The sequence below is a fragment of the Nocardia sp. NPDC003482 genome (genome assembly GCF_053588115.1).
The window spans coordinates 15,479-33,565 of the sequence record NZ_JBSFPI010000003.1 but is presented as its reverse complement, the minus strand read 5'-3'; the positions used below and the strand labels follow the sequence as shown (position 1 = coordinate 33,565).

Below are 18,087 nucleotides of genomic sequence, written 5' to 3'. Positions count from 1 at the left end.
GACAATCTCCTGTCCTCACCAGCTGTTCGCGAGCATGGCGTACTGGGCCGCGGCGCGTTGATGCAGATCCAGCAGCTGGGCGCTCTGCACCTTCGCGACATAGCGGCCATAGTGCACGATGCAGCGAAAGCGGTCCTCGGCGGAGGCCGACGATTGATTCGATTGTGGATCCTCCGAGCAGAAGGCGTCCGGGACGCCGGGAGGGGCGTCGACCCGCAGTGTCACGGCGCTCCTGAGTTTGTCCGCGTAGCCCTGCGCGGCGGCGGCGTCGCGGGTGCGCGTCACGATCGAGTCGCGGCGCATCACGCCGATGAGATCGATCCCGAACTTGTCGAAATCGCTCTTCGTGCCGTTGATATCGCTGTTGCCGAAATGCAGGAACGCCCGGCCGCTGATGACCATCGTCAGGGGAATCGACGGGCTGTACACGTCCGTGGAGGTGAACGCCCGCCGCAGCATGCCCTCCGGGTCGTAGGGCATGCGCAGGACATCGCGCTTTGACAGCGGCGGCAGCGAATCCAACAGTGGCAACTGTACGTCGTAGGTGCGCTGGGCCAGTGCTACGAGGTCGGATATTTCGGTTCGTGGAGTGCGAACGAAGATCTGCACCACATACGAGCCGCGCGCGATCCACGAGCCCATGGTCCGGATGCCCGGTCGCCAATGTGACGTCGCGGTGGGATATTTCGGCAACGCCACCGGCTGGTTCAGGTCCCGGGCGACATCGAAATCGGCCGCCTCGAGTTCCTTGGCGGCGTCGGTCGCGTGGGTGTCGTCCGGGAATTGCAGGACGAGGACGTCGACGGAGATATCGCCGTCACGCGCGTGGTTGGAATCCTGATGATCCGCGGTGGAGGAGGCGAAGCCGTACAGCATGTCGTGTCGCGCCAGGATGGGGTCCACGCTGTCGCGGATGGTGGACGAATACCAGTCGCTCGATTGGACGATGCCGTCGGCGTTCCCGTTGGTCAGCTTGGGGTCGATGTCGACGCCGTTGACGACCTTGTCGGCGAGCCGCATGGCCGCGAGCTCCTTTCCGGAGTCGAGGCCCGGAAAGTACTTGTAGCGGAAGTCGTTCGGGTCCGTCGGGTATTTGCCGACATCGAGTTTCCGCACGTCGATCTCGGCCGCCCTCGGGGTGCCGGAGGTACTGCCGCATCCGGCCGCCGTGATGGCGACGAGCGATGCCAGCGCCGCGAACGAGGCCCTTCGGAGAAATCGCATATCGGCGTCCTACTTGCTGCTGGCGAGAATGGCGTACTGGGCTGAGATGCGCTGCTGCGCGTCCAGGAGCTGCTGGGACACGGCGGTGGCCGTGAAGCGGTCGTATCGGACGTAGCAGGTGAATCGGGCGTATGGCTCCGGGCCCTTGTACTGGAAGCATTTCGCGTTCGGCAGATTCTTGGGGGCGTCCGCCGAGCGCGACAACCGTTCCGGCGTCGCCGTTTTCGCGAACATCTTCCGGGCCGCGTCCGCGTCCCGGGTCCGGACGAGGATCGTGCCGTCGAAGGCGACGCGGTCCACGCCGAACTCGCGGTACAGGTTTCCGGCGGTCTCGGCGTTGTCGACGAAGTTCAGCGCGCCGTGCTGGTCGTAGACGCCAGGAACGTTCTCGAAGGAATCGCCGTCGGGTCGCCGCAATGCGCGGCCGCGCATATTGTCCCAGTCCACCGGAACGGTCATCAGCGCGTCGGGCGGATTCGGACGATAGTCGCGGAGGCGGTCGGTGGTCGTATCGATCGCCTTCTGCGCGAGGGCGGTGAGGAAGGGCAGATCGGATGCGCCGATCATCGAATTCTCCACGTGCGAGACGATGGTCACCAGGACGACGCGTCCACTGGCGGTCCACGCGGCGAGGGACTGTGACGAAGGTTGCCAGCGCGCAACGGAATTGGGGTGCTTGTCGAGCGGCGCGGGCTCCACCGGGCCGTCGCCGTAGAACTCCGTCTGCGACAGCGCCGCCGCGGCGTCGCGGGCCGAGTTCTCGTCCTTGAACAGCAGCCCGGTGTTCACCAACTGGTAGGACCAGACGCGGTTGGCGTCGGATTGGCTGAACGTCGAGAAGCCGGAGATGTAGTTCTTCGCGGCATCGGCGAATCCCTGTTCGTGCAGCCAGTGGAACATCGGGCTCAGGTGGGAATTGTCGGTGTCCAGAAAGGCGTGCGTGTTGGGTACGCCGAATTTGAGATTGGGGTCGATGTCGTACGGCAGCGGCATCGCGTTCCCCAGCCGCTCGGCCTCCATGAACCGCGCAAGTCCCTCGTTGTTCGGCACCCCCAGATCCCGAGGCTGCGTCGAGTACTTCCCCACATCCAACTGCCCCAGATCCACCACCGGATCACTCACCCCCGCCCCCGAACTGTCCGATCCGCACGCCGACAACCCGACCGTCGCCACCATCCCCGCGGACATCACCGCCCGCGCTGCCAGCCGTCGGAGGCGCCCGTTTTCCCTGTCAGGCCGCACGCCCTCCCCCTCTCGTTAGGTCTCGCGGCATACTACTTCAGCCGTTGAACGGGTTCAGGGGGCGAGTTGGGGGCCGTCAGGTTAGTCGGGGAAGTAGGACGGGTCCGGCTGGCAGGTGGTGTCGGCGGTGGGGAGGGTGCCGGTGGACAGGTAGGCGTTGACGTGGTCGTTGACGCAGTGGCTGAGGCCGACGCGGAAGGTGCCGTGGATTCTGGTGTCGGCCACGGTGATCAGGCGGGAGGCGGACAGGCGGCGGTGCAGGGCAAGACCTTCCGCGTAGGCGGTGCGGGTGTCGCGGGTGGCCTGGAGCATGAGGACGGGGACGTCGTTGTGGACGTCGGTGGGTGGTTCGAGCGGGTCGGGCCAGAAGGCGCAGGCGGTGATGTTGTTGGCGAAGGCGCCGAAGACGGGCTGGGTGGGGCGGGCGCGGTCGATGTTGGCGTAGTACCAGGCGGGGTCGTGCGGGGCGGCGCGGTCGTCGCACATGACGGCGGCCATGCCGGAGGTTTCGAGGGGGACCGCGGCGCTGATCTTGGATTTGAGGCGTTCCATGTCGAGGGGCAGGCCGGAGACGCCGTCGGCGACCATGCGGACGACCTCGGCCAGATCGGGATTCAGCCGCGGGTTCAGCAGCAGCGCGAGCAGCATCATGGGGACGGTGTGTTCGTCGACGAGGTAGCCGTCGGACGCGATGGGGTGGCTCGCCGCGCGGCGGATGACGTCCTCGACGAACGCGCGGACCCGCGGGCCGGTCGTGCCGAAGTGGTAGTCGGCGTCGTGGCGGGCGGCCCAGGCGGCCCAATCGTCCAGTCCCGCTTCGTTGGCCGGGCCCATGTCCTGGAACATGCCGAGCCAGTACCGATCCGGGTCGACATTGCTGTCGAGCACGATGCGGCCGCTGTGTTCGGGGAACAGCTGGGTGTAGACCGCGCCGAGATAGGTGCCGTAGGAGACGCCCAGGTAATTGAGTCTCGGCTCGCCGAGCGCGCCGCGGATGACATCGATGTCGCGGGCGGTGTTGCGGGTGGTGATGTAGCGGACCTTCTCCGGATCCGGCGCGAGACACGAACCGGCGAGGGCGGCGGCCAGTGTCGTGTCGCGGGCGTAGCCGAAGACGTCGAAGCCCGCCGAGAACAACATGGTCGGCAGCGGCACCGCGCAGTTCACCCGATCGGATCGCCCGATGCCGCGCGGATCCATTCCGATGAGGTCGTATCGCGACCGCACCTCCGGGGAGAGGCTCGCACCGAGGTTCAGCCACATCCGCAGCCCCGGCCCGCCCGGCCCGCCCGGATTGGACAGCAGGATGCCCTCCCGCCGGTCCGGGTCGGTCGCGGGCAGCCGGGAGATCCCGACGGTCAGCGTGCGCCCGTCCGGCCGCGAATAGTCCAGCGGCACAACGATTCCCGCACACTGCGCGCCCGCGTCATCGAGCGCCCGGTCCCCGCACGCCGTCCACTCCACCCGCTGCCGATAGAACCACGGCTCGGCCTCGGCCGTCGCCCCTGGCGCCCCCCACACGAGCGCGGCGACCGCCAAGACTCCCGCCACCACCAGACGAACCCGACCGACCACGACCACCCTCCCTCCGCAACCCTCCGACGGCCGCCCCGCCGGACCCGCCCAGACGTTACCCCGCCACCCCAGCCGCACCTCTCTATTCGAATCCGCAAGCCCCAGACCCGCAGGACGGTGCACAGCAACCCAGCCGCACCCTCTATTCAAATCCCACCCGCCCCAGACCCGCAGCGGCCCAGACGTTGTACAGCAACCCAGCCGCACCCTTTATTCGGATCCGCACCCGTTTCGGGGCCCTGCAAGGGGTGCGGATTCGAATAAGGGGTGCGGCTGGGTTAGTGGGCAGGGGGGTGGTGGTGCCAGATGAGGTCGCCGCCGCGGCGGGTGTGGGAGCGGTGGATGAGGGCTTGTACTCGGTGGGGGCCGCCGAGGGGGGTCAGGTCGGTGCGGTGTTCGGTCAGGGCTCGGAATTGGGTGGATTCGTGGTGGGGGGTGGTGGGGAGGGTTGTGCAGGACCAGGTTTCGGGGTGGGCGGGGCGGTGGAGGGTGGTGAGGGGGTCGGGGCCGGTGGGGAGGAGGGAGCGGGTGGCGAGGTGGTAGGCGAGGCGGGGGTTGGCCCAGCCGGGGGTGTCGCGGAGGCGGAAGGGGTGTAGGCGGGTGACGGGGTGACGGCGGCGGCAGCGTTCGGAGAGGGCGGGGAAGTCCTCGTAGAACAGGAGTCGGGGGGAGGGGGTCAGGGCGAGGGCGGCCAGGGCGACCAGGACGTGGTCCACGTGGTTGCCGATTGCCAAGGGGGCCAGCACGATCGAGCCGCGGGCGAGGGCCTCCTCGAGGCCGTGGCGGACGGCGGCGATCTCGGGACAGGCGAGGATGTCGCGTGGGGTGTGGAACAGGCCGAACGGGCGCAGCGGCGGGGGCTCGCGGAAGATGCGGCCGAACAGACCCAATCGGTGGGTGCGGGCCCCCAGGATGCGCAGGGCGCGGTCGTCCTCGGCGCGCCGGACGACCAGATCGGCGAAGGCGTCGCGGCGGCCGTCGTGCCGGGCGTCGTCGCGGCCGCCGGTGAAGACGGTGAGAACCTCCACCTCCCGGCCGGATTCGGCCTGCGCGGCGATGAGCGCGCCGAGGGCGAGCGCGGCGTCGCCGAAGTGCGGGGACACGACGACCACTCGTTCGGCGGCGGCGAAGGCGCCCGCCACGACTGACGAACCGGTCACAGGGCGACTCCTTCGCGCGGCGCGAGAGCCCTACCACCGTACCGATGTGTCCGGATCGGCTCGCCGGATTCGACTATCGGTATCGTCGATCGGTGAAATATGTTCCGCGTGTAGCGCTGTTCGTGGCGATTCCCGCCCTGTTGTTCGCCGTGCCGTGGTGGCTGCTCGTCTACACCACGACCAGCGGTTCGTCGTTGTGGATCGGGTCGGCGGTGTTCCTGCTCGCCTTCCTCGCGCTGCCGGGCTCGATGATCCTGGGGCACGGGCGAACTCATTCGGACACGGCGGCCGTGGTGGGCGACACGCTGCTGGGGACGATCTGGGTGTTGTTCAGCTGGTCGGTGTTCGGGGCGCTCGCCCGCGCGGTGCTGATCGTGGCGGGCGTCGAGGATCCGGTGCGCTCGCGGGTGGTCGCGGTGGCGGTGCTGGCGATCGCGGCGGCGCTGCTGGGCTGGGGCGCGGTGGAGGCGCGGCGGGTGCCGCGGATCCGGACCGTGCCGGTGCCGATCGCGGGTCTCGGTGCGGGACTGGACGGTCTGCGGCTGCTGGTGATCACCGATACCCATTACGGGCCGCTGAATCGGCGGCGCTGGTCGGAGCGCGTGGTCGAGGCGGTGAACGCGCAGCGGCCCGATATCGTCGCGCACGCGGGCGATCTCGCGGACGGTCCGCTGGAACGGCGGCGCGCGCAGGTCGATCCGCTCGGCAAGGTGGAGGCGGATCTGGGCCGGTTCTACATCACCGGCAATCACGAGTACTACGGCGACGCGCCCGGCTGGATCGAGTACATGACGGGTCTGGGCTGGCAGCCGCTGCACAACGAGCATCGCGTCGTCGAGCGCGGCGGCGATCGGCTGGTGATGGCGGGTATCGACGATCCGACCGGGGTGACCGTGCCCGGCCACGGTCCCGATCTGGCGGCCGCGTTGTCCGGCGCGGAGCCGGACCTGCCGGTGGTCCTGCTGGCCCATCAGCCCAAGCAGATCACCGACGCGGTGAAAGCCGGTGTGGCGCTTCAGATCTCGGGACACACGCACGGCGGCCAGATCTGGCCGTTCCACTATCTGGTCCGTCTCGATCAGCCCGTCGTGGCCGGATTGTCCGAGCACGGGCGCACCCGGCTCTACACCAGTCGCGGCACCGGCTTCTGGGGACCGCCCTTCCGCGTCTTCGCCCCGAGCGAGATCACGGTGCTGACCCTGCGCGCGGCCTGATCAGCCGAGAATTCGCAGATCGCGCAGCAGGCGATCGCAGGTGGGCGCGAACGCCGCCCACGCCTCGGGCACGGTGCGGCAGCCGACGCTGACCTGGAGGGCCGAGCCGACGATCACCCGCCAGTGGACGGTCGTTCCGTCGCTGGGGAATTCGTCGTAGGCGAGGGCCGGAACCCCGGGAACGCTCGCGTCCTCGCGCAGCGGCCCGAAGGTTCCCGGCGGGCGGCGCTGGATCTGGGTTTCCAGCACCGCGCGCACATCGGCCAGGGTCGAGGCCGGATCCAACGCCTGCTGCACGAGCACGACGCGCTGGGTGGACCCGTCGGCCGTCAGTTCGGTACGGGACTCGGATTCGGCGGTGACATGCCAGCCGGGCGGCACCGCGACCCGCACCCGCCCGGTCGTGTGCAGGACGGGCTGCGCGGTCGGGGGAGGAACCGTCGGCGCGGTCGACGGTGAGGGCGTCGGCGCGGCGGATTCGCGAGTGTGCTTGCCGCCCAAGGCCACTGCCGTCACCGCCGCCGCCACGACCACCGCGCCCACCAGAACACCGACGATCAACAGCGAGCGACGCTCCCGCGGCGACCGCGCGGCCCGTGCCCGATCGCGCAGCGAGTCGCGTTGCGGCCGCGTACCCGACTCTCGTTCGCGCGAGACCACCTGTCGCGGCGGCCGAGCGGCCCACGAATCCTGTTGCGGCAGCCCGGTGTCGGAGGACAGTCCGGTACCCTGCGGCCCGTCGCGCAGCGAATCGCCTTGCCGCGGCGTCGCACTCGGCCCGTGGTCGTCAGGCCCCACTCGTTCGGGGGGTGCGTCGTGTCCCGCACGCGCCGCGCGTGTCGAATCGCGTCTTCGTGTCCGTGCGGCAGCGGCCCGCTCGCGCAGCGAACCGGGTCGGTCGACGGGCGGGGGCAAACCGTCGCGGGCGCGATCGAAGCCCGTGCCCGCGAGCAGATCACCGCCGGTGATCGCGCGGACGTCGACGGCGAATCCGCACTGCCGGGCGACCGCCTCGCGCAAAGCGGTCAGGGTTTCGATGTCCGGAATACCCAGTGCCGCAACGTAATTCGGCGCGCGACCGGCGAGCAGTCGGGCCACCGCCGCCGCCATCGCATCCGGTCCGTGGTCCTCGCCGAGGTCCGCCGCGCCCACGGTGGGCTCGAATTCGCGGGACTCCAGCCAGATCTGTTGTCCGGACCGGCCGACCAGGCTGACCGTCGTGGTCAGCGGGGCCGGTTCGAGCACCGCGATGCGCTGCTGCTGGCCGGTGCTTCCGCTCGCCGCGGCCACGCGCACGGCCAGCGGTTCGAGGGTCACGGTTGCGGCGAGTCGGAGTGCGGCGGTCTCGAGGGCGTGCCGCCGCCGCATACCCCATTCGGAGGGGATGGCGAGGGTCAGGCGTTCGCAGGGGCCGGGCAGGCGCAGGTCGGTGAGGACCGCGCCGAGCACCATGGCCAGGGCGTCGGTGGTCGTCGGCGGAATCGGGGCGAACGCGATCCGGTCCGCGGTGGCCAGGCCGACCACGGACACGGCCGGGTCGGCGGGACGCAGCGGCGGGCCCACCACGAAACCGGCGCGGTCGCTGGTCGGGACGATCGAGGGCACGCCGTCCCAATGCGTCGCCTCGCCGCGCGCCCACAAGCGGGTCTCGGTCAGGACGACGTCGACCGTGCTCACAGACTGTTGGCCAGCAGGGCGTACGAGGCGGCGGTCCGCTGATCGGCGTCGGCGCGATCGTTGCTGGTGATCACCGCGACGTAACGCTTGTAGGGCACGTAGCAGCGGAACTTCGGCTCGTGTTGCAGATCGCCGGTGCTGTTGAGCTGCACGCACTTCGCGCCGGGGACGTCCTTGGGGGCGTCGGTCGGATCGTATTCCGAGCCCGCGACCGAGATGAGCCCGGTGATCAGCCGCTGGCCCGCGGCCGTGTCGCGCACGCGCAGCACCGAGTTGTTGTCGCCGACCGACAGCGCGTCCATGCCGGTGTCGTCGACCAGCCGCTGCCGGGCGGTCTCGTCGGCCGCGATCTGCACGAAGGCCGCCGAACCGTAGACGGCGAACTTGTCCGGATCGGGTGTGCGCGCGGACCGGTCCCGCACGAGGGTGCGCGCGAGCATGCCCTCCGGATCCACCGGCAGCGCGTCGAGGCGGTCCTTGGGCGTCGGGGTGAACTGATCGAGCGCGGGCACCTGGGCGTCCAGCGTCTTCTGCACCCACGCCAGCAGATCCTGTTCCTCGGAGCGCGGGCGCTCGATGAACAGCGAGATCACGAATTCCTTGTAGGCCATGAAGGTTCCGACGTTCGCCACGCCCGGCCGGTAGTGGACGAACGCGTCGCGGTACTTCGGCAGCGGCAGTTTGCGATTGAGGTCAGGCGCGACGGCGAAGTCGACATCCTCGAGTTCGCGGGCGGCCGCGCGGGCGGCGTCGGCATCGGGGAATCGCATGACCAGATTGGTGACCGTGGTAGCGCCCGGCGTGGGCCCGTTGCCGGACGTGGGCCGGTCCGCGCCCGCGGCGATGTAGCCGACGATCATGTTGCGGCGGTCGAGCACGGGTTTGGACACCCCGGCCAGGAAGTGGTCGGTGGCGTCGGCGCTGTCGGGCACCACGCGGCCCTGTTCGCCGACCGACAGCGAGGGATCGATGCGCACGGTCGGCACCACCGCCTGCGACATCCGCATCCCCTCGAGCAATGCGCCCTTCCCGCTGGCGGTCTGGTCGTACCGATGTCGATCGACCGGATAGGAGCCGACGTCCAGATGCCGGACGTCGATCTCGCCCGCCGCCGGGGTGCCCTTCATGCCGCATCCGGCGAGCAACCCGGCCGCGGCCAGACAGACGACGAACAATGATGTGCGCTTGCAGCGGTCCATGGACCAGTCCCCGTCCCTCGCGGTGCCTCGCTCACAAATTACCGGAGCGCGGGCGCTCGAGCACCGGCGATCGCCGATTGCCTTAACCTTATCGGTGTGGCGACGACCCCGCAGCTGTGTCCCGGGAGCCGATTCCGTTGATGGATCGGCAGGTCGAGATCGTCGCGGGCACGCATGTCGCGGTCCGGGTGGCCGGGGCGCTGGTGCTGGTGGCCCATCGCGAACCCGGTGCGGCGCACGCGGATTCGACGGCCGTGCTGGCCGCCGAGGAGCTGGCCCGGCTCGTCGCCGAGGTGTCCGAGCAGACCGAGGGCGGTCCGGGACGGCTGGTGGCGCGTGAGGTGACCCGCTGGCTGATGCGCGAGGCCGAGCAGCTGTCGCCGCGGCGGCCGATCGAGCTGGGCATCCTGTCCCGGGCGGACTCCGGTGGGATCGCGATCTTCCTGCACGGCGGCGTGAGTGCCCTGCTGTCGGGCGCGCGCGGGACCGAGTACTTCCGCGGCGTGGACGCGGCCTTCGCGGTGGATCGGGTCGCCGAGCAACCCGACCGCGCGGCCGCGTTGTTCGTGGATGAGGAGGGGCGCGTACCGGAACTGCCCGATCGCGGCATCGGCTCACTGGTCGAGGGCGTGGCCACCGCGTCGGGCGCGGTCGTGTGGTTCGAGGCCGAGCGGCCGCGCGCGCGGCACCGTCCGGCCGACAGCGGCGGCGCGCATCGCCGTCCCGAACCGCCCGAGCAGTCGTTCACCGAACTGCCCACCGAGGCGATGCCCGACGCGCATCGCTCCCAGCCGCAACCGCGGCCCGAACCCGAACCGCGCCAGCCGGTTCCGCAGACCCAGCCCGATCCCGGCGGCGCGCACGCCGGGACCAATCCCGCGCCCCGGCCCGATCCCGAACTCGAACGCCGCCTGGAGGCGACCGCCAAGGCCACCTCGCTGACGGTCAAGGTGCTCGGATTCAAATGCGCCCGAGCCCATCCCAGCGATCCGCGGTCGGCGTTCTGCACGGTGTGCGGGATGCCGGTGGATCAGACCCAGCAGCCCGCCGAGGTCGTCCGGCCGCCGCTGGGCGTGCTGGTCCTCGACGACGGCATGACCTACATGCTGGCCGCCGACGCCGTGATCGGTCGCGAGCCCGAGACCTCCGAGGCCGCCCAGCGGGGCCTGATGCCGCTCAAGATCGATGACGTGTCCGGCGGCATGTCCCGCGTGCACGCCGAGGTCCACCTGGTGAACTGGGATGTGCTGGTCGTCGACCGCGGCTCCACCAACGGCACCCGCGCCCGCCTGCCCGGCTACCACGACTGGATTCGCTTGCAGCCCAACCAACCTCTGGCCCTGACCCACGGGGCGGAGATCATGCTCGGCAACCGGGTCTTGCGCTTCGAGCCCGCCGCGCCGCCGCCGTTCGGGTGACGGGTACGGCGGGAGCGTGCCCACCACTCAGGTGTAGCGGGCCTCGCAGGTCTGCTGGGTGCCGAGGACGCCCGCGCGGAACGCGTCGACGCGGGAGAAGCCGCTGGGCACGGTCTTGCCCTCGACATCGCTGGCGGCCAGGCCGTCGGTGAGCAGGCCGGAGACGGCCTTGTCGAGATCGCCCGCGGTCAGGCGCAGGTCGCCGGGTTTGAAGGTGTGGTTGGTGTCGGAGAGTTTGGCCGTGATCACCCCGGACAGGCAGGCCGCGCGCAGTCCCGTCTTCGCGCCCGTGAGCCGTTGGCCCGCATTGCCTTGGACCGCAAGGGTATAGCGCGAGACGAACACGACGAAGGCGTCGTAGTCGCCGGTCACCCGCGTCGGGAAGCCCTCCTGGTCGGAGGTGCTCGCGGTGCCGCGTTCGGCGAGCGCGGGGATGTCCGTGCCGATGGTGTTGGTGGCCGGGCAGTAGGTGACCGGAACCGTGTCGGCGCCGTCGGCGCAGTGCAGTTTCGCGCCGTGATAGTCGTAGGTCGGCGCGTGCGGGACCGGCATGATGGCCGCCATCTGCCGACTCAGCGTGACCAGATTGTCCTTGCTGATCTCGGCCTGATCCTGGGTGCCGGTGTCCGCGGCCAGGGCCTCGGGCAGATTCTTGCGGCGGCGGTTGATGTCCTTCATATCGATGGCCTTGCACGCCTTGGGTCCGTCGGTGAACCCGATCTGCACGGCGGTGACGCGTTCGAAGGCCGAACCGTGCACGGCCTCCGGATCGCCCGGGTTGGCGTCGCGGATCGCGACCGTGGCGGCCAGCACGCTGTTCAGGCCGTCGGCGGTGTTGATGGTGAAGTGCCGCGATTTGCCCTCGGCCACATGGCGAATGAACGCGCCCGCGAAACAGTCGGCCTGCTGCTCCTTGACGATCACCGGATCCTTCGCCGACACGATGCGCGACATGGTCTGGATGGCGTGGCCGTACTCGTGGGCCAGCACCATCACCACGGCCATCTTGCCGAAGCTGTCCTGCATCATCGGCAGCAGCACGCCGCGATCCCAGCCGATCGAGCTGTCCAGGCGGCAGTACGCGGCGTTCACCAGGTGATAGGTGGTCTCCTTGCAGAACTGGGTCTCCTGGCTGCGCGGCGCCTTGGCCGTCCAGGAGAAGAACTTGGTGACCGGGGTGAACTCACCGTCGAACTCGTTGTGATATTCGCCCTGCCAATAGGTTTGGATGTCGTCGATGGCGTTGAGGGCCAGCTTGTCGAACTCGCCGTTGTCCGCGCCCGTGGCGGTGAGCGCGGAATCGGGGACGCCCGGGCGCGGGCCGCTCGGCTCGTTCGTGGTGGGCAGGCCGCCCACCTGGAACGGGTCGTCGTAGATCGAGACCGCGCGACCGTCCGTCGTGCGGGTGCAGCCGGAGAGCAGGGCGGCCGCCAGCACGAGTATCGCGAGCACACCCATGGTCTGGCTCCTCGCCAACATCCACCCCTCCCCGGGCCGGTCACATGTGGGTTTCGGACTTCCGACAGGATAATTGCGGGCACCGACGACCCACACCTGTGTCAGGAGTATCGAATATAGTCCGCCACATGGCATCACCGGCGGCGCAGAAGATCACCGTGCGCCATGAGGGAATCGACCGCGTCTTCGACTCCACGCAACGCGTCACCATGGGCCGCGCGCCGGAGGTGACGCTGTTCGTGGACAGCCCGTTGGTCTCGCGCGTGCACGCGACGCTCGCCTGGCAGGGTACTGGGTGGGTGCTCACCGACAACGGAAGCACCAACGGCGTGTTCGTGGAGGCGCGACGGCTGACCGGACCGGTCCCCATCGACCGCCCCACCCTGGTCCGGCTGGGCGACGCCATCTCCGGACCGCTGCTGCATCTGCTGCCCGCCGCGGTGGGCCGCCCGGATTCCGGTGCGCCGCAACGGCCCGCGCCGCCGCAGCGCACCCCGGTCCCGCCGCAGGCGCGCCCGCACACCCCGCCCGAACAGCGTCCGCAGCCCGTGCCGCCGAATCGTGTTCCGCCGCAACGGCCCACCGCGCAGCCGATCCCGAATTTCAACATGACCGCCAAGGCCGACAGCTCCGCGCTGCCGCCGCTGCGGGCGCGCGCCTCGACGGCCCCGATCGCGCGGGCCGACAAGATCCCGGCGGGCGGGCTCACCATCGGCCGCACCAGCGACAACCAGATCGTCGTCAACGATCCGCTGGCCTCGCGCAAGCACGCGCGGCTGGTGAAGGCGGCCGAGGGCCTGGTGATCGAGGACGTCGGCTCGGCCAACGGCACCTTCGTCAACGGCCGCCGCGAGCAGCGGACCGCGCTGCGCGAGCGCGACATCGTCACCATCGGCAATGTCGACTTCGTCGTCACCGACGGCAAACTCGTGCACCGCAAGAAGCCGGTCGCCGAACAGGGTCTGAACGTGCACGGCGTCGGCTTCGCGGTCGAGGGCAACAAACAGCTGCTGGTCGATGTGAACCTCGCCGCCGGGCGTGGCACCCTCACCGCGCTCATCGGCCCCTCCGGCGCGGGTAAGTCGACGCTGTCGAAACTCATTGCGGGAACGACCCATCCGTCGGCGGGCGTGGTCACCTTCGAGGGCCGCAACCTGCACGCCGAATACGAGGCCATGCGCAGCCGCATCGGCATGGTCCCGCAGGACGACGTGCTGCACCGCCAGCTCACCGTGCGCCAGGCGCTGGGCTTCGCCGCCGAACTGCGGCTGCCGCCCGACTCCACCAAGGCCGATCGCCAGCGGGTCATCGACGGTGTGCTGAAGGAACTCTCGCTCACCGAGCACGCCGACACCCGCGTCGATCGGCTCTCCGGCGGTCAGCGCAAGCGCGCGTCGGTGGCGCTGGAACTGCTCACCGGTCCGGCGCTGCTGCTGCTCGACGAGCCGACCTCGGGTCTGGATCCGGCGCTGGACCGGCAGGTGATGACCATGCTGCGCGAATTGGCCGACGCCGGGCGCACGGTCATCGTGGTCACGCACTCGGTGGCGTGCCTGGACATGTGCGATCAGGTGCTGCTGCTCGCGCCGGGCGGGAAGACCGCGTTCTGCGGGCATCCGGGCGCGGTGGGGCACTTCCTCGGCACCAGCGATTGGGCCGAGATCTTCGCACGGGTCGCGGCCGATCCGGATCGGGCCTTCGCCAACTACCGGTCCCGGCAGGCCGCCGCGGTGCCGCCGCCGCCACCGGCCGCGCCGCGCGGGGTGGCCGGGCAACCACCGAAATCCAGTGCGTGGAAACAGTTCTCGACATTGTCGCGGCGGCAGGTGCGGTTGATCCTCGCCGATCGGGGGTATCTGGCGTTCCTGGTGGTGCTGCCGTTCGTGCTGGGCGTGCTGTCGCTGGTGGTGCCGGGCAAGAACGGGTTCGCGCCGGGGCCGTTGGTGCCGTTGCCGGACGGATCGATGGTGCCCAGCGGCGGTGGGGAGACCCAGCAGTTGCTGGTGGTGCTCATCCTCGGGGCGTGCTTCATGGGCTCGACGTTGACCGTGCGCGATCTGGTGGGTGAGCGGCCCATCTTCCACCGCGAGCGGGCGGTGGGGTTGCTGCCGTCGGCGTATCTCATGGCCAAGATCATGGTGTTCGGGGTGGCGGCGCTGGTGCAGTCGGCGGTGCTCGTGGGCATCGTGCTGGCGGGCAAGAATCCGCCGGGCAAGGGTGCGATCGTGCCTTCGGGCAGTGTCGAGCTCTACATCGATCTGGCGTTCACGGCCGTGACGTGTGTGGTGATCGGCCTGTTGCTGTCGACGATCGCGAAGTCCAACGAGCAGGTGATGCCGTTGCTGGTGGTGGTGATCATGTGCCAGCTGGTGATGGCGGGCGGCATGATCCCGGTGACCGACCGGATCGTGCTCGAGCAGTTGTCGTATCTGTTCCCCTCGCGCTGGGGCTTCGCCTCGGGCGCGTCGACGGTGGACCTGCGCGGCCTGTTCGCGGGCGCGCAGCCGGACGCGCTGTGGCAGCACAAGCCCGCCTTCTGGCTGCTCGACATCGCGATGTTGCTGGTGCTGACCACGATCCTGTCGTTGCTCACCTGGTCGCGGCTGCGGTTGCGGAAGTCCGCGACGTGACCGGCCGCCCGGCTGCCCCGTCGCGCACGTCTCGCGAACGGCAGGCACACTAGTGCGTGTGACGGCTCGAGTTGGGGCAGTGCATCTCGGCTGGGATGTGGTGTCCGTGGCAGCAGGGGGCGGTGGCATACCGATTCGCCCGGTCCAGTTGGAGGGCACGTATACGCCACCCGCGTACCTGCTGGCGGACGCGTCCGGCCGGTTGCACACCGCCGGTGTGGATCTGCAGCGCTCGGATCTGGGCATCGCCGTCTCCGATGTGCGGGACGTGCTGGGCCATCAGCAGATTCGCATCGCGGGCGCGACCTGGCCGGTGGAACTGGTGTTCCGGGCGCGGCTGTACAACCCGCTGGCCGCGGTGGGCAAGTATCTGCGCGGTAAGCCCGCGGTGGTGGCGCTGCCGTATCCCGACGACTGGCCCGACGAGAAGGTCGACGAGTACTGCCGGTTGGTCGAGCTGCTGGACGTGATCACCGAGCCGTTGCCGGAGTCGGTGGCGCTGTCGGGGTACGTGCGCGCGCTGGGCCTGGTACATCCGCCCGAGCCCGGCCGCCGCCCGATCGGCGCGACCGGCGTCTACTCCGACGGACGGATCTGCCTGGTGGTCGCGGTGCACGGCGACGACGAGCAGCCCACCGAATCGGTCGGCGTGCCCATCGCGCCCGAGGCCATGCGCGAGGCGCACGCGGCCGACAACCTGGTCATCGAGGTCATGGCCGCGGCCCGGTCGATCGGCGCGGACACGTCCACGGTCCTGCTCACCGGGAACGTGTGCTTCAACGACGCGCTGCGCCTGGCCTTTCAGAACCATCTGGGCCATCGCCTGCGCGTCGCCGACCATCCCATGCACGCCCTCGCCCTCGGCTCGGCCCATCTGCTGGTCACCGACAGCGAATCCCCGGACAACCCGTATCCGCCCGCGCCGCCGAATCCGATTCCGCCACACGGAACGACGGGTCCGGGCGGTGCCGGTGCCCCCGCGCCGGGGCAGGGTTACGGCGGTGCCACCGCGCCGCCGAGCGCACCCGGCCCCGGGGTCGTCGGTCCCACCGCGCCGCCGAGCGCACCCGGGCCCGGGGTCGTCGGTCCCCCGGGGCAGGGCTTCACGGGTCCGGCCGGGAGCCCCGGTGGCGGAGCGACGGGGATTCCCGGATTCGGGTACGGGGGTGCCGGGCCGACCGGAGGGTTTCCGGGTGCGGCGGGCGTGACCGACAGCGGGCGGCATGCCGTGGTCGGGCCCGAGGTCGCGAATCCCGGTGTGCCGGGCCAGGTTTCGGGGCGGCACAGTGTGCGCGCGCCGCAGGGGCCGGTGCTCGATCAGGGGCCCCGGCACGTCGGGACTCCGGAAAGCGCTGGGCGGCAAGCGGATTCGCCCCCGGCCGAGGGTCGGCACGCGGCACGGGAGTCGGCGGAGGAGCCCACGACCCGGGTCGATCGGGAGCAGCTGGGCGGACTGGGCGCGTACGCGAGCCGGTTCACCCGGCCGCCGAACCCGGTCGCGGACGCTCCCGCGGAGGACGACGACGAACATCGCAAGGGCAAGCTCTGGGGCAAGGTGCGGGACAACCTGTTCGGCACCCCGGCCATCGTCGGGGTCGTCGCGCTCGCCGCGGTCGCCCTGCACGCGGGCGGTGAACTCGACCACCTCGCCGATCCGGTGGACGCGACGGCCGCCGTCGACACCCGCACCGGCGCGGCGGTCGAGGCGGCCCCGACCGCTGCCGGGGCCGCCGCCTTCGACGCGCGGTCCGTGACCTTCGACATCCGCTCCGATTTCGGCGCTTGGCCCTCGGTGCAGCGGGCCTCGCGGGTCCCGCCCCGCACCCCCGACTGCGCGCTGACCCCGTACGCCCGACCGAACACCGGCCCGCACGCCATCGGCGACAAGGACTGCGCCCACCTGGGCGTGGACAACCTGCGCTACCTCGTGCCGACCGTCCCGGGCGTCACCAATCAGGGCCCGCCCACGCGCATCTGAATTCCCGTGCACGCGGCCGTCCCCGCGCGTCCCACAGGCGTCCAGGCGAGCCCGACCAGGGCCGTCCCCGGGCGTCCCACAGGCGTCCAGGCGAGCCCGACCAGGGCCGTCCCCGGGCGTCCCACAGGCCGTCCACGCGAGCCCGACCAGGCTGATTTCAGGGGACACCGGCCTCGCTGGTATCGTGATCCGCTGGCGTGCGGTACGGCGCGGTTCCATCGTGCCGTCGTACGAGTCCCGGGTCTCCACCGGCCGCCGGGGTCGCTCGACCGCTCACGCCCGGCCGGCAGCCGAACCGACAGACAAGGGATGCACTGTGCCTACGTACAGCCCGAAGGCCGGTGACGTGACCCGCAAGTGGTACGTCATCGACGCCACCGACGTAGTGCTCGGACGCCTTGCCGTGCAGGCAGCCAACCTGCTGCGTGGCAAGACCAAGCCGACCTACGCCCCCAATGTGGATGGTGGCGACTTCGTCATCATCATCAACGCCGACAAGATCGCGATCGCCGGTAACAAGGCCGATCGCAAGTTCATCCACACGCACTCCGGCTTCCCGGGCGGCTTGAAGTCGCGGTCGGTCCGGCAGCTCATGGAGACTCGCCCCGAGCGCGTGGTCGAGAAGGCCATCAAGGGCATGATCCCGAAGAACAAGCTGGGCAACCAGATCGCGGGCAAGCTGAAGGTCTACGCGGGCCCGACGCATCCGCACGCCGCTCAGCAGCCCGTTCCGTTCGAGATCAAGCAGGTGGCCCAGTGACCGCTCCCGAGGAATTCAACGAAGAGATCGTCGCCGAGCCGACCGCCGAGGTCGTCGAGGAGGAGTACGGCTACGAGGCCGACGCCGAGCCCGGCTTCGCCCCCGCCCCGGTGCTCATCGACCGCCCGGTGCAGACCGTCGGCCGCCGCAAGGAGGCCGTGGTCCGGGTCCGCCTGGTCCCCGGTTCCGGTCAGTTCACCCTGAACGGCCGCACCCTGGAGAACTACTTCCCGAACAAGGTGCACCAGCAGCTGGTCAAGTCCCCGCTGGTCACCGTCGAGCGCACCGAGACCTTCGACGTGCACGCCCGCCTGGTCGGCGGCGGCCCGTCCGGTCAGGCCGGCGCGCTGCGCCTCGCCATCGCCCGCGCGCTGATCGAGGTCACCCCCGAGGATCGTCCCGCCCTGAAGCGGGCCGGATTCCTCACCCGTGACCCGCGTGCGACCGAGCGCAAGAAGTACGGCCTCAAGAAGGCCCGCAAGGCCCCGCAGTACTCGAAGCGCTGATCTTGCGACGGGCGCAAGGCCCTTTCCGGCACCCAGCCGGTGCCGG

13 protein-coding genes are annotated in these 18,087 nt (G+C 70.3%); 6 read left to right on the top strand and 7 right to left on the bottom strand.

Features of this window, described 5'->3' with window-relative positions; translation table 11 throughout:
• Positions 1 to 15 precede the first annotated feature (15 nt).
• The 4 genes from ACWDSJ_RS05715 to ACWDSJ_RS05700 all read right to left on the bottom strand — a co-directional run bounded on the left by ACWDSJ_RS05715 (position 16) and on the right by ACWDSJ_RS05700 (position 5,201).
• On the bottom strand, positions 16 to 1,224 hold the full coding sequence (locus ACWDSJ_RS05715) for a DUF7373 family lipoprotein (protein ID WP_450029506.1): 1,209 nt from the start codon (positions 1,222 to 1,224) through the stop codon (positions 16 to 18).
• Positions 1,225 to 1,233: 9 nt separating this feature from the next.
• Positions 1,234 to 2,412 carry a DUF7373 family lipoprotein gene (locus tag ACWDSJ_RS05710; protein WP_450029504.1) on the bottom strand — a complete coding sequence of 393 codons (1,179 nt, stop codon included), beginning with the start codon at positions 2,410 to 2,412 and terminating at the stop codon, positions 1,234 to 1,236.
• 135 nt (positions 2,413 to 2,547) lie between these two features.
• Complete coding sequence (locus tag ACWDSJ_RS05705; RefSeq protein ID WP_450029502.1) at positions 2,548 to 4,041, bottom strand: alpha/beta hydrolase; 1,494 nt, start codon at positions 4,039 to 4,041, stop codon at positions 2,548 to 2,550.
• Positions 4,042 to 4,319: 278 nt separating this feature from the next.
• A complete protein-coding gene (locus ACWDSJ_RS05700) occupies positions 4,320 to 5,201 on the bottom strand; it encodes a PIG-L family deacetylase (protein WP_450029500.1) in 882 nt (293 codons plus the stop codon).
• 92 nt (positions 5,202 to 5,293) lie between these two features.
• On the opposite strand from ACWDSJ_RS05700, the gene ACWDSJ_RS05695 reads away from it, so the two are divergent.
• Entirely contained in the window at positions 5,294 to 6,415 is a 1,122-nt protein-coding gene (locus tag ACWDSJ_RS05695) for a metallophosphoesterase (RefSeq protein WP_450029498.1), read from the top strand.
• Here ACWDSJ_RS05695 and ACWDSJ_RS05690 read toward each other — a convergent pair whose 3' ends face one another.
• Complete coding sequence (locus ACWDSJ_RS05690; protein WP_450029496.1) at positions 6,416 to 8,092, bottom strand: type VII secretion-associated protein; 1,677 nt, start codon at positions 8,090 to 8,092, stop codon at positions 6,416 to 6,418.
• Positions 8,089 to 9,291, bottom strand: a complete 1,203-nt coding sequence (locus ACWDSJ_RS05685; RefSeq protein WP_450029494.1) for a DUF7373 family lipoprotein — start codon at positions 9,289 to 9,291, stop codon at positions 8,089 to 8,091. Before ACWDSJ_RS05685 ends, ACWDSJ_RS05690 begins: the two co-directional genes overlap by 4 nt.
• 140 nt (positions 9,292 to 9,431) lie before the next feature.
• Here ACWDSJ_RS05685 and ACWDSJ_RS05680 point away from each other — a divergent pair, with 140 nt between their 5' ends.
• Positions 9,432 to 10,709 carry an FHA domain-containing protein gene (locus tag ACWDSJ_RS05680; RefSeq protein ID WP_387362710.1) on the top strand — a complete coding sequence of 426 codons (1,278 nt, stop codon included), beginning with the start codon at positions 9,432 to 9,434 and terminating at the stop codon, positions 10,707 to 10,709.
• A 27-nt stretch (positions 10,710 to 10,736) separates the two neighbouring features.
• Here ACWDSJ_RS05680 and ACWDSJ_RS05675 read toward each other — a convergent pair whose 3' ends face one another.
• Entirely contained in the window at positions 10,737 to 12,188 is a 1,452-nt protein-coding gene (locus ACWDSJ_RS05675; protein ID WP_450029492.1) for a metallopeptidase, read from the bottom strand.
• A 107-nt stretch (positions 12,189 to 12,295) separates the two neighbouring features.
• Here ACWDSJ_RS05675 and ACWDSJ_RS05670 point away from each other — a divergent pair, with 107 nt between their 5' ends.
• The 4 genes from ACWDSJ_RS05670 (at position 12,296) to rpsI (ending at position 18,041) form a co-directional block, all read left to right on the top strand.
• Positions 12,296 to 14,797 (top strand): ATP-binding cassette domain-containing protein, encoded by a 2,502-nt coding sequence (locus ACWDSJ_RS05670; RefSeq protein WP_450029490.1) that lies wholly within the window; start codon positions 12,296 to 12,298, stop codon positions 14,795 to 14,797.
• 58 nt (positions 14,798 to 14,855) lie between these two features.
• The gene (locus ACWDSJ_RS05665; RefSeq protein WP_450029488.1) at positions 14,856 to 16,775 is read left to right on the top strand and encodes a hypothetical protein; all 1,920 of its coding nucleotides are present in this window, start codon (positions 14,856 to 14,858) and stop codon (positions 16,773 to 16,775) included.
• 316 nt (positions 16,776 to 17,091) lie between these two features.
• Positions 17,092 to 17,535: a 50S ribosomal protein L13 gene (gene rplM, locus ACWDSJ_RS05660; RefSeq protein ID WP_387362702.1), complete on the top strand. Its 444-nt coding sequence runs from the start codon at positions 17,092 to 17,094 to the stop codon at positions 17,533 to 17,535.
• A complete protein-coding gene (rpsI, locus tag ACWDSJ_RS05655; RefSeq protein WP_387362700.1) occupies positions 17,532 to 18,041 on the top strand; it encodes a 30S ribosomal protein S9 in 510 nt (169 codons plus the stop codon). Before rplM ends, rpsI begins: the two co-directional genes overlap by 4 nt.
• Positions 18,042 to 18,087 lie beyond the last annotated feature (46 nt).

Bases quoted from the DNA above. Each gene is read 5' to 3' on its own strand.
- ACWDSJ_RS05715 (WP_450029506.1), bottom strand. From the start codon at position 1,224: ATGCGATTTCTCCGAAGGGCCTCGTTCGCGGCGCTGGCATCGCTCGTC.
- ACWDSJ_RS05710 (WP_450029504.1), bottom strand. From the start codon at position 2,412: ATGTCCGCGGGGATGGTGGCGACGGTCGGGTTGTCGGCGTGCGGATCG.
- ACWDSJ_RS05685 (WP_450029494.1), bottom strand. From the start codon at position 9,291: ATGGACCGCTGCAAGCGCACATCATTGTTCGTCGTCTGTCTGGCCGCG.
- ACWDSJ_RS05680 (WP_387362710.1), top strand. From the start codon at position 9,432: ATGGATCGGCAGGTCGAGATCGTCGCGGGCACGCATGTCGCGGTCCGG.
- ACWDSJ_RS05675 (WP_450029492.1), bottom strand. From the start codon at position 12,188: ATGTTGGCGAGGAGCCAGACCATGGGTGTGCTCGCGATACTCGTGCTG.
- ACWDSJ_RS05670 (WP_450029490.1), top strand. From the start codon at position 12,296: ATGGCATCACCGGCGGCGCAGAAGATCACCGTGCGCCATGAGGGAATC.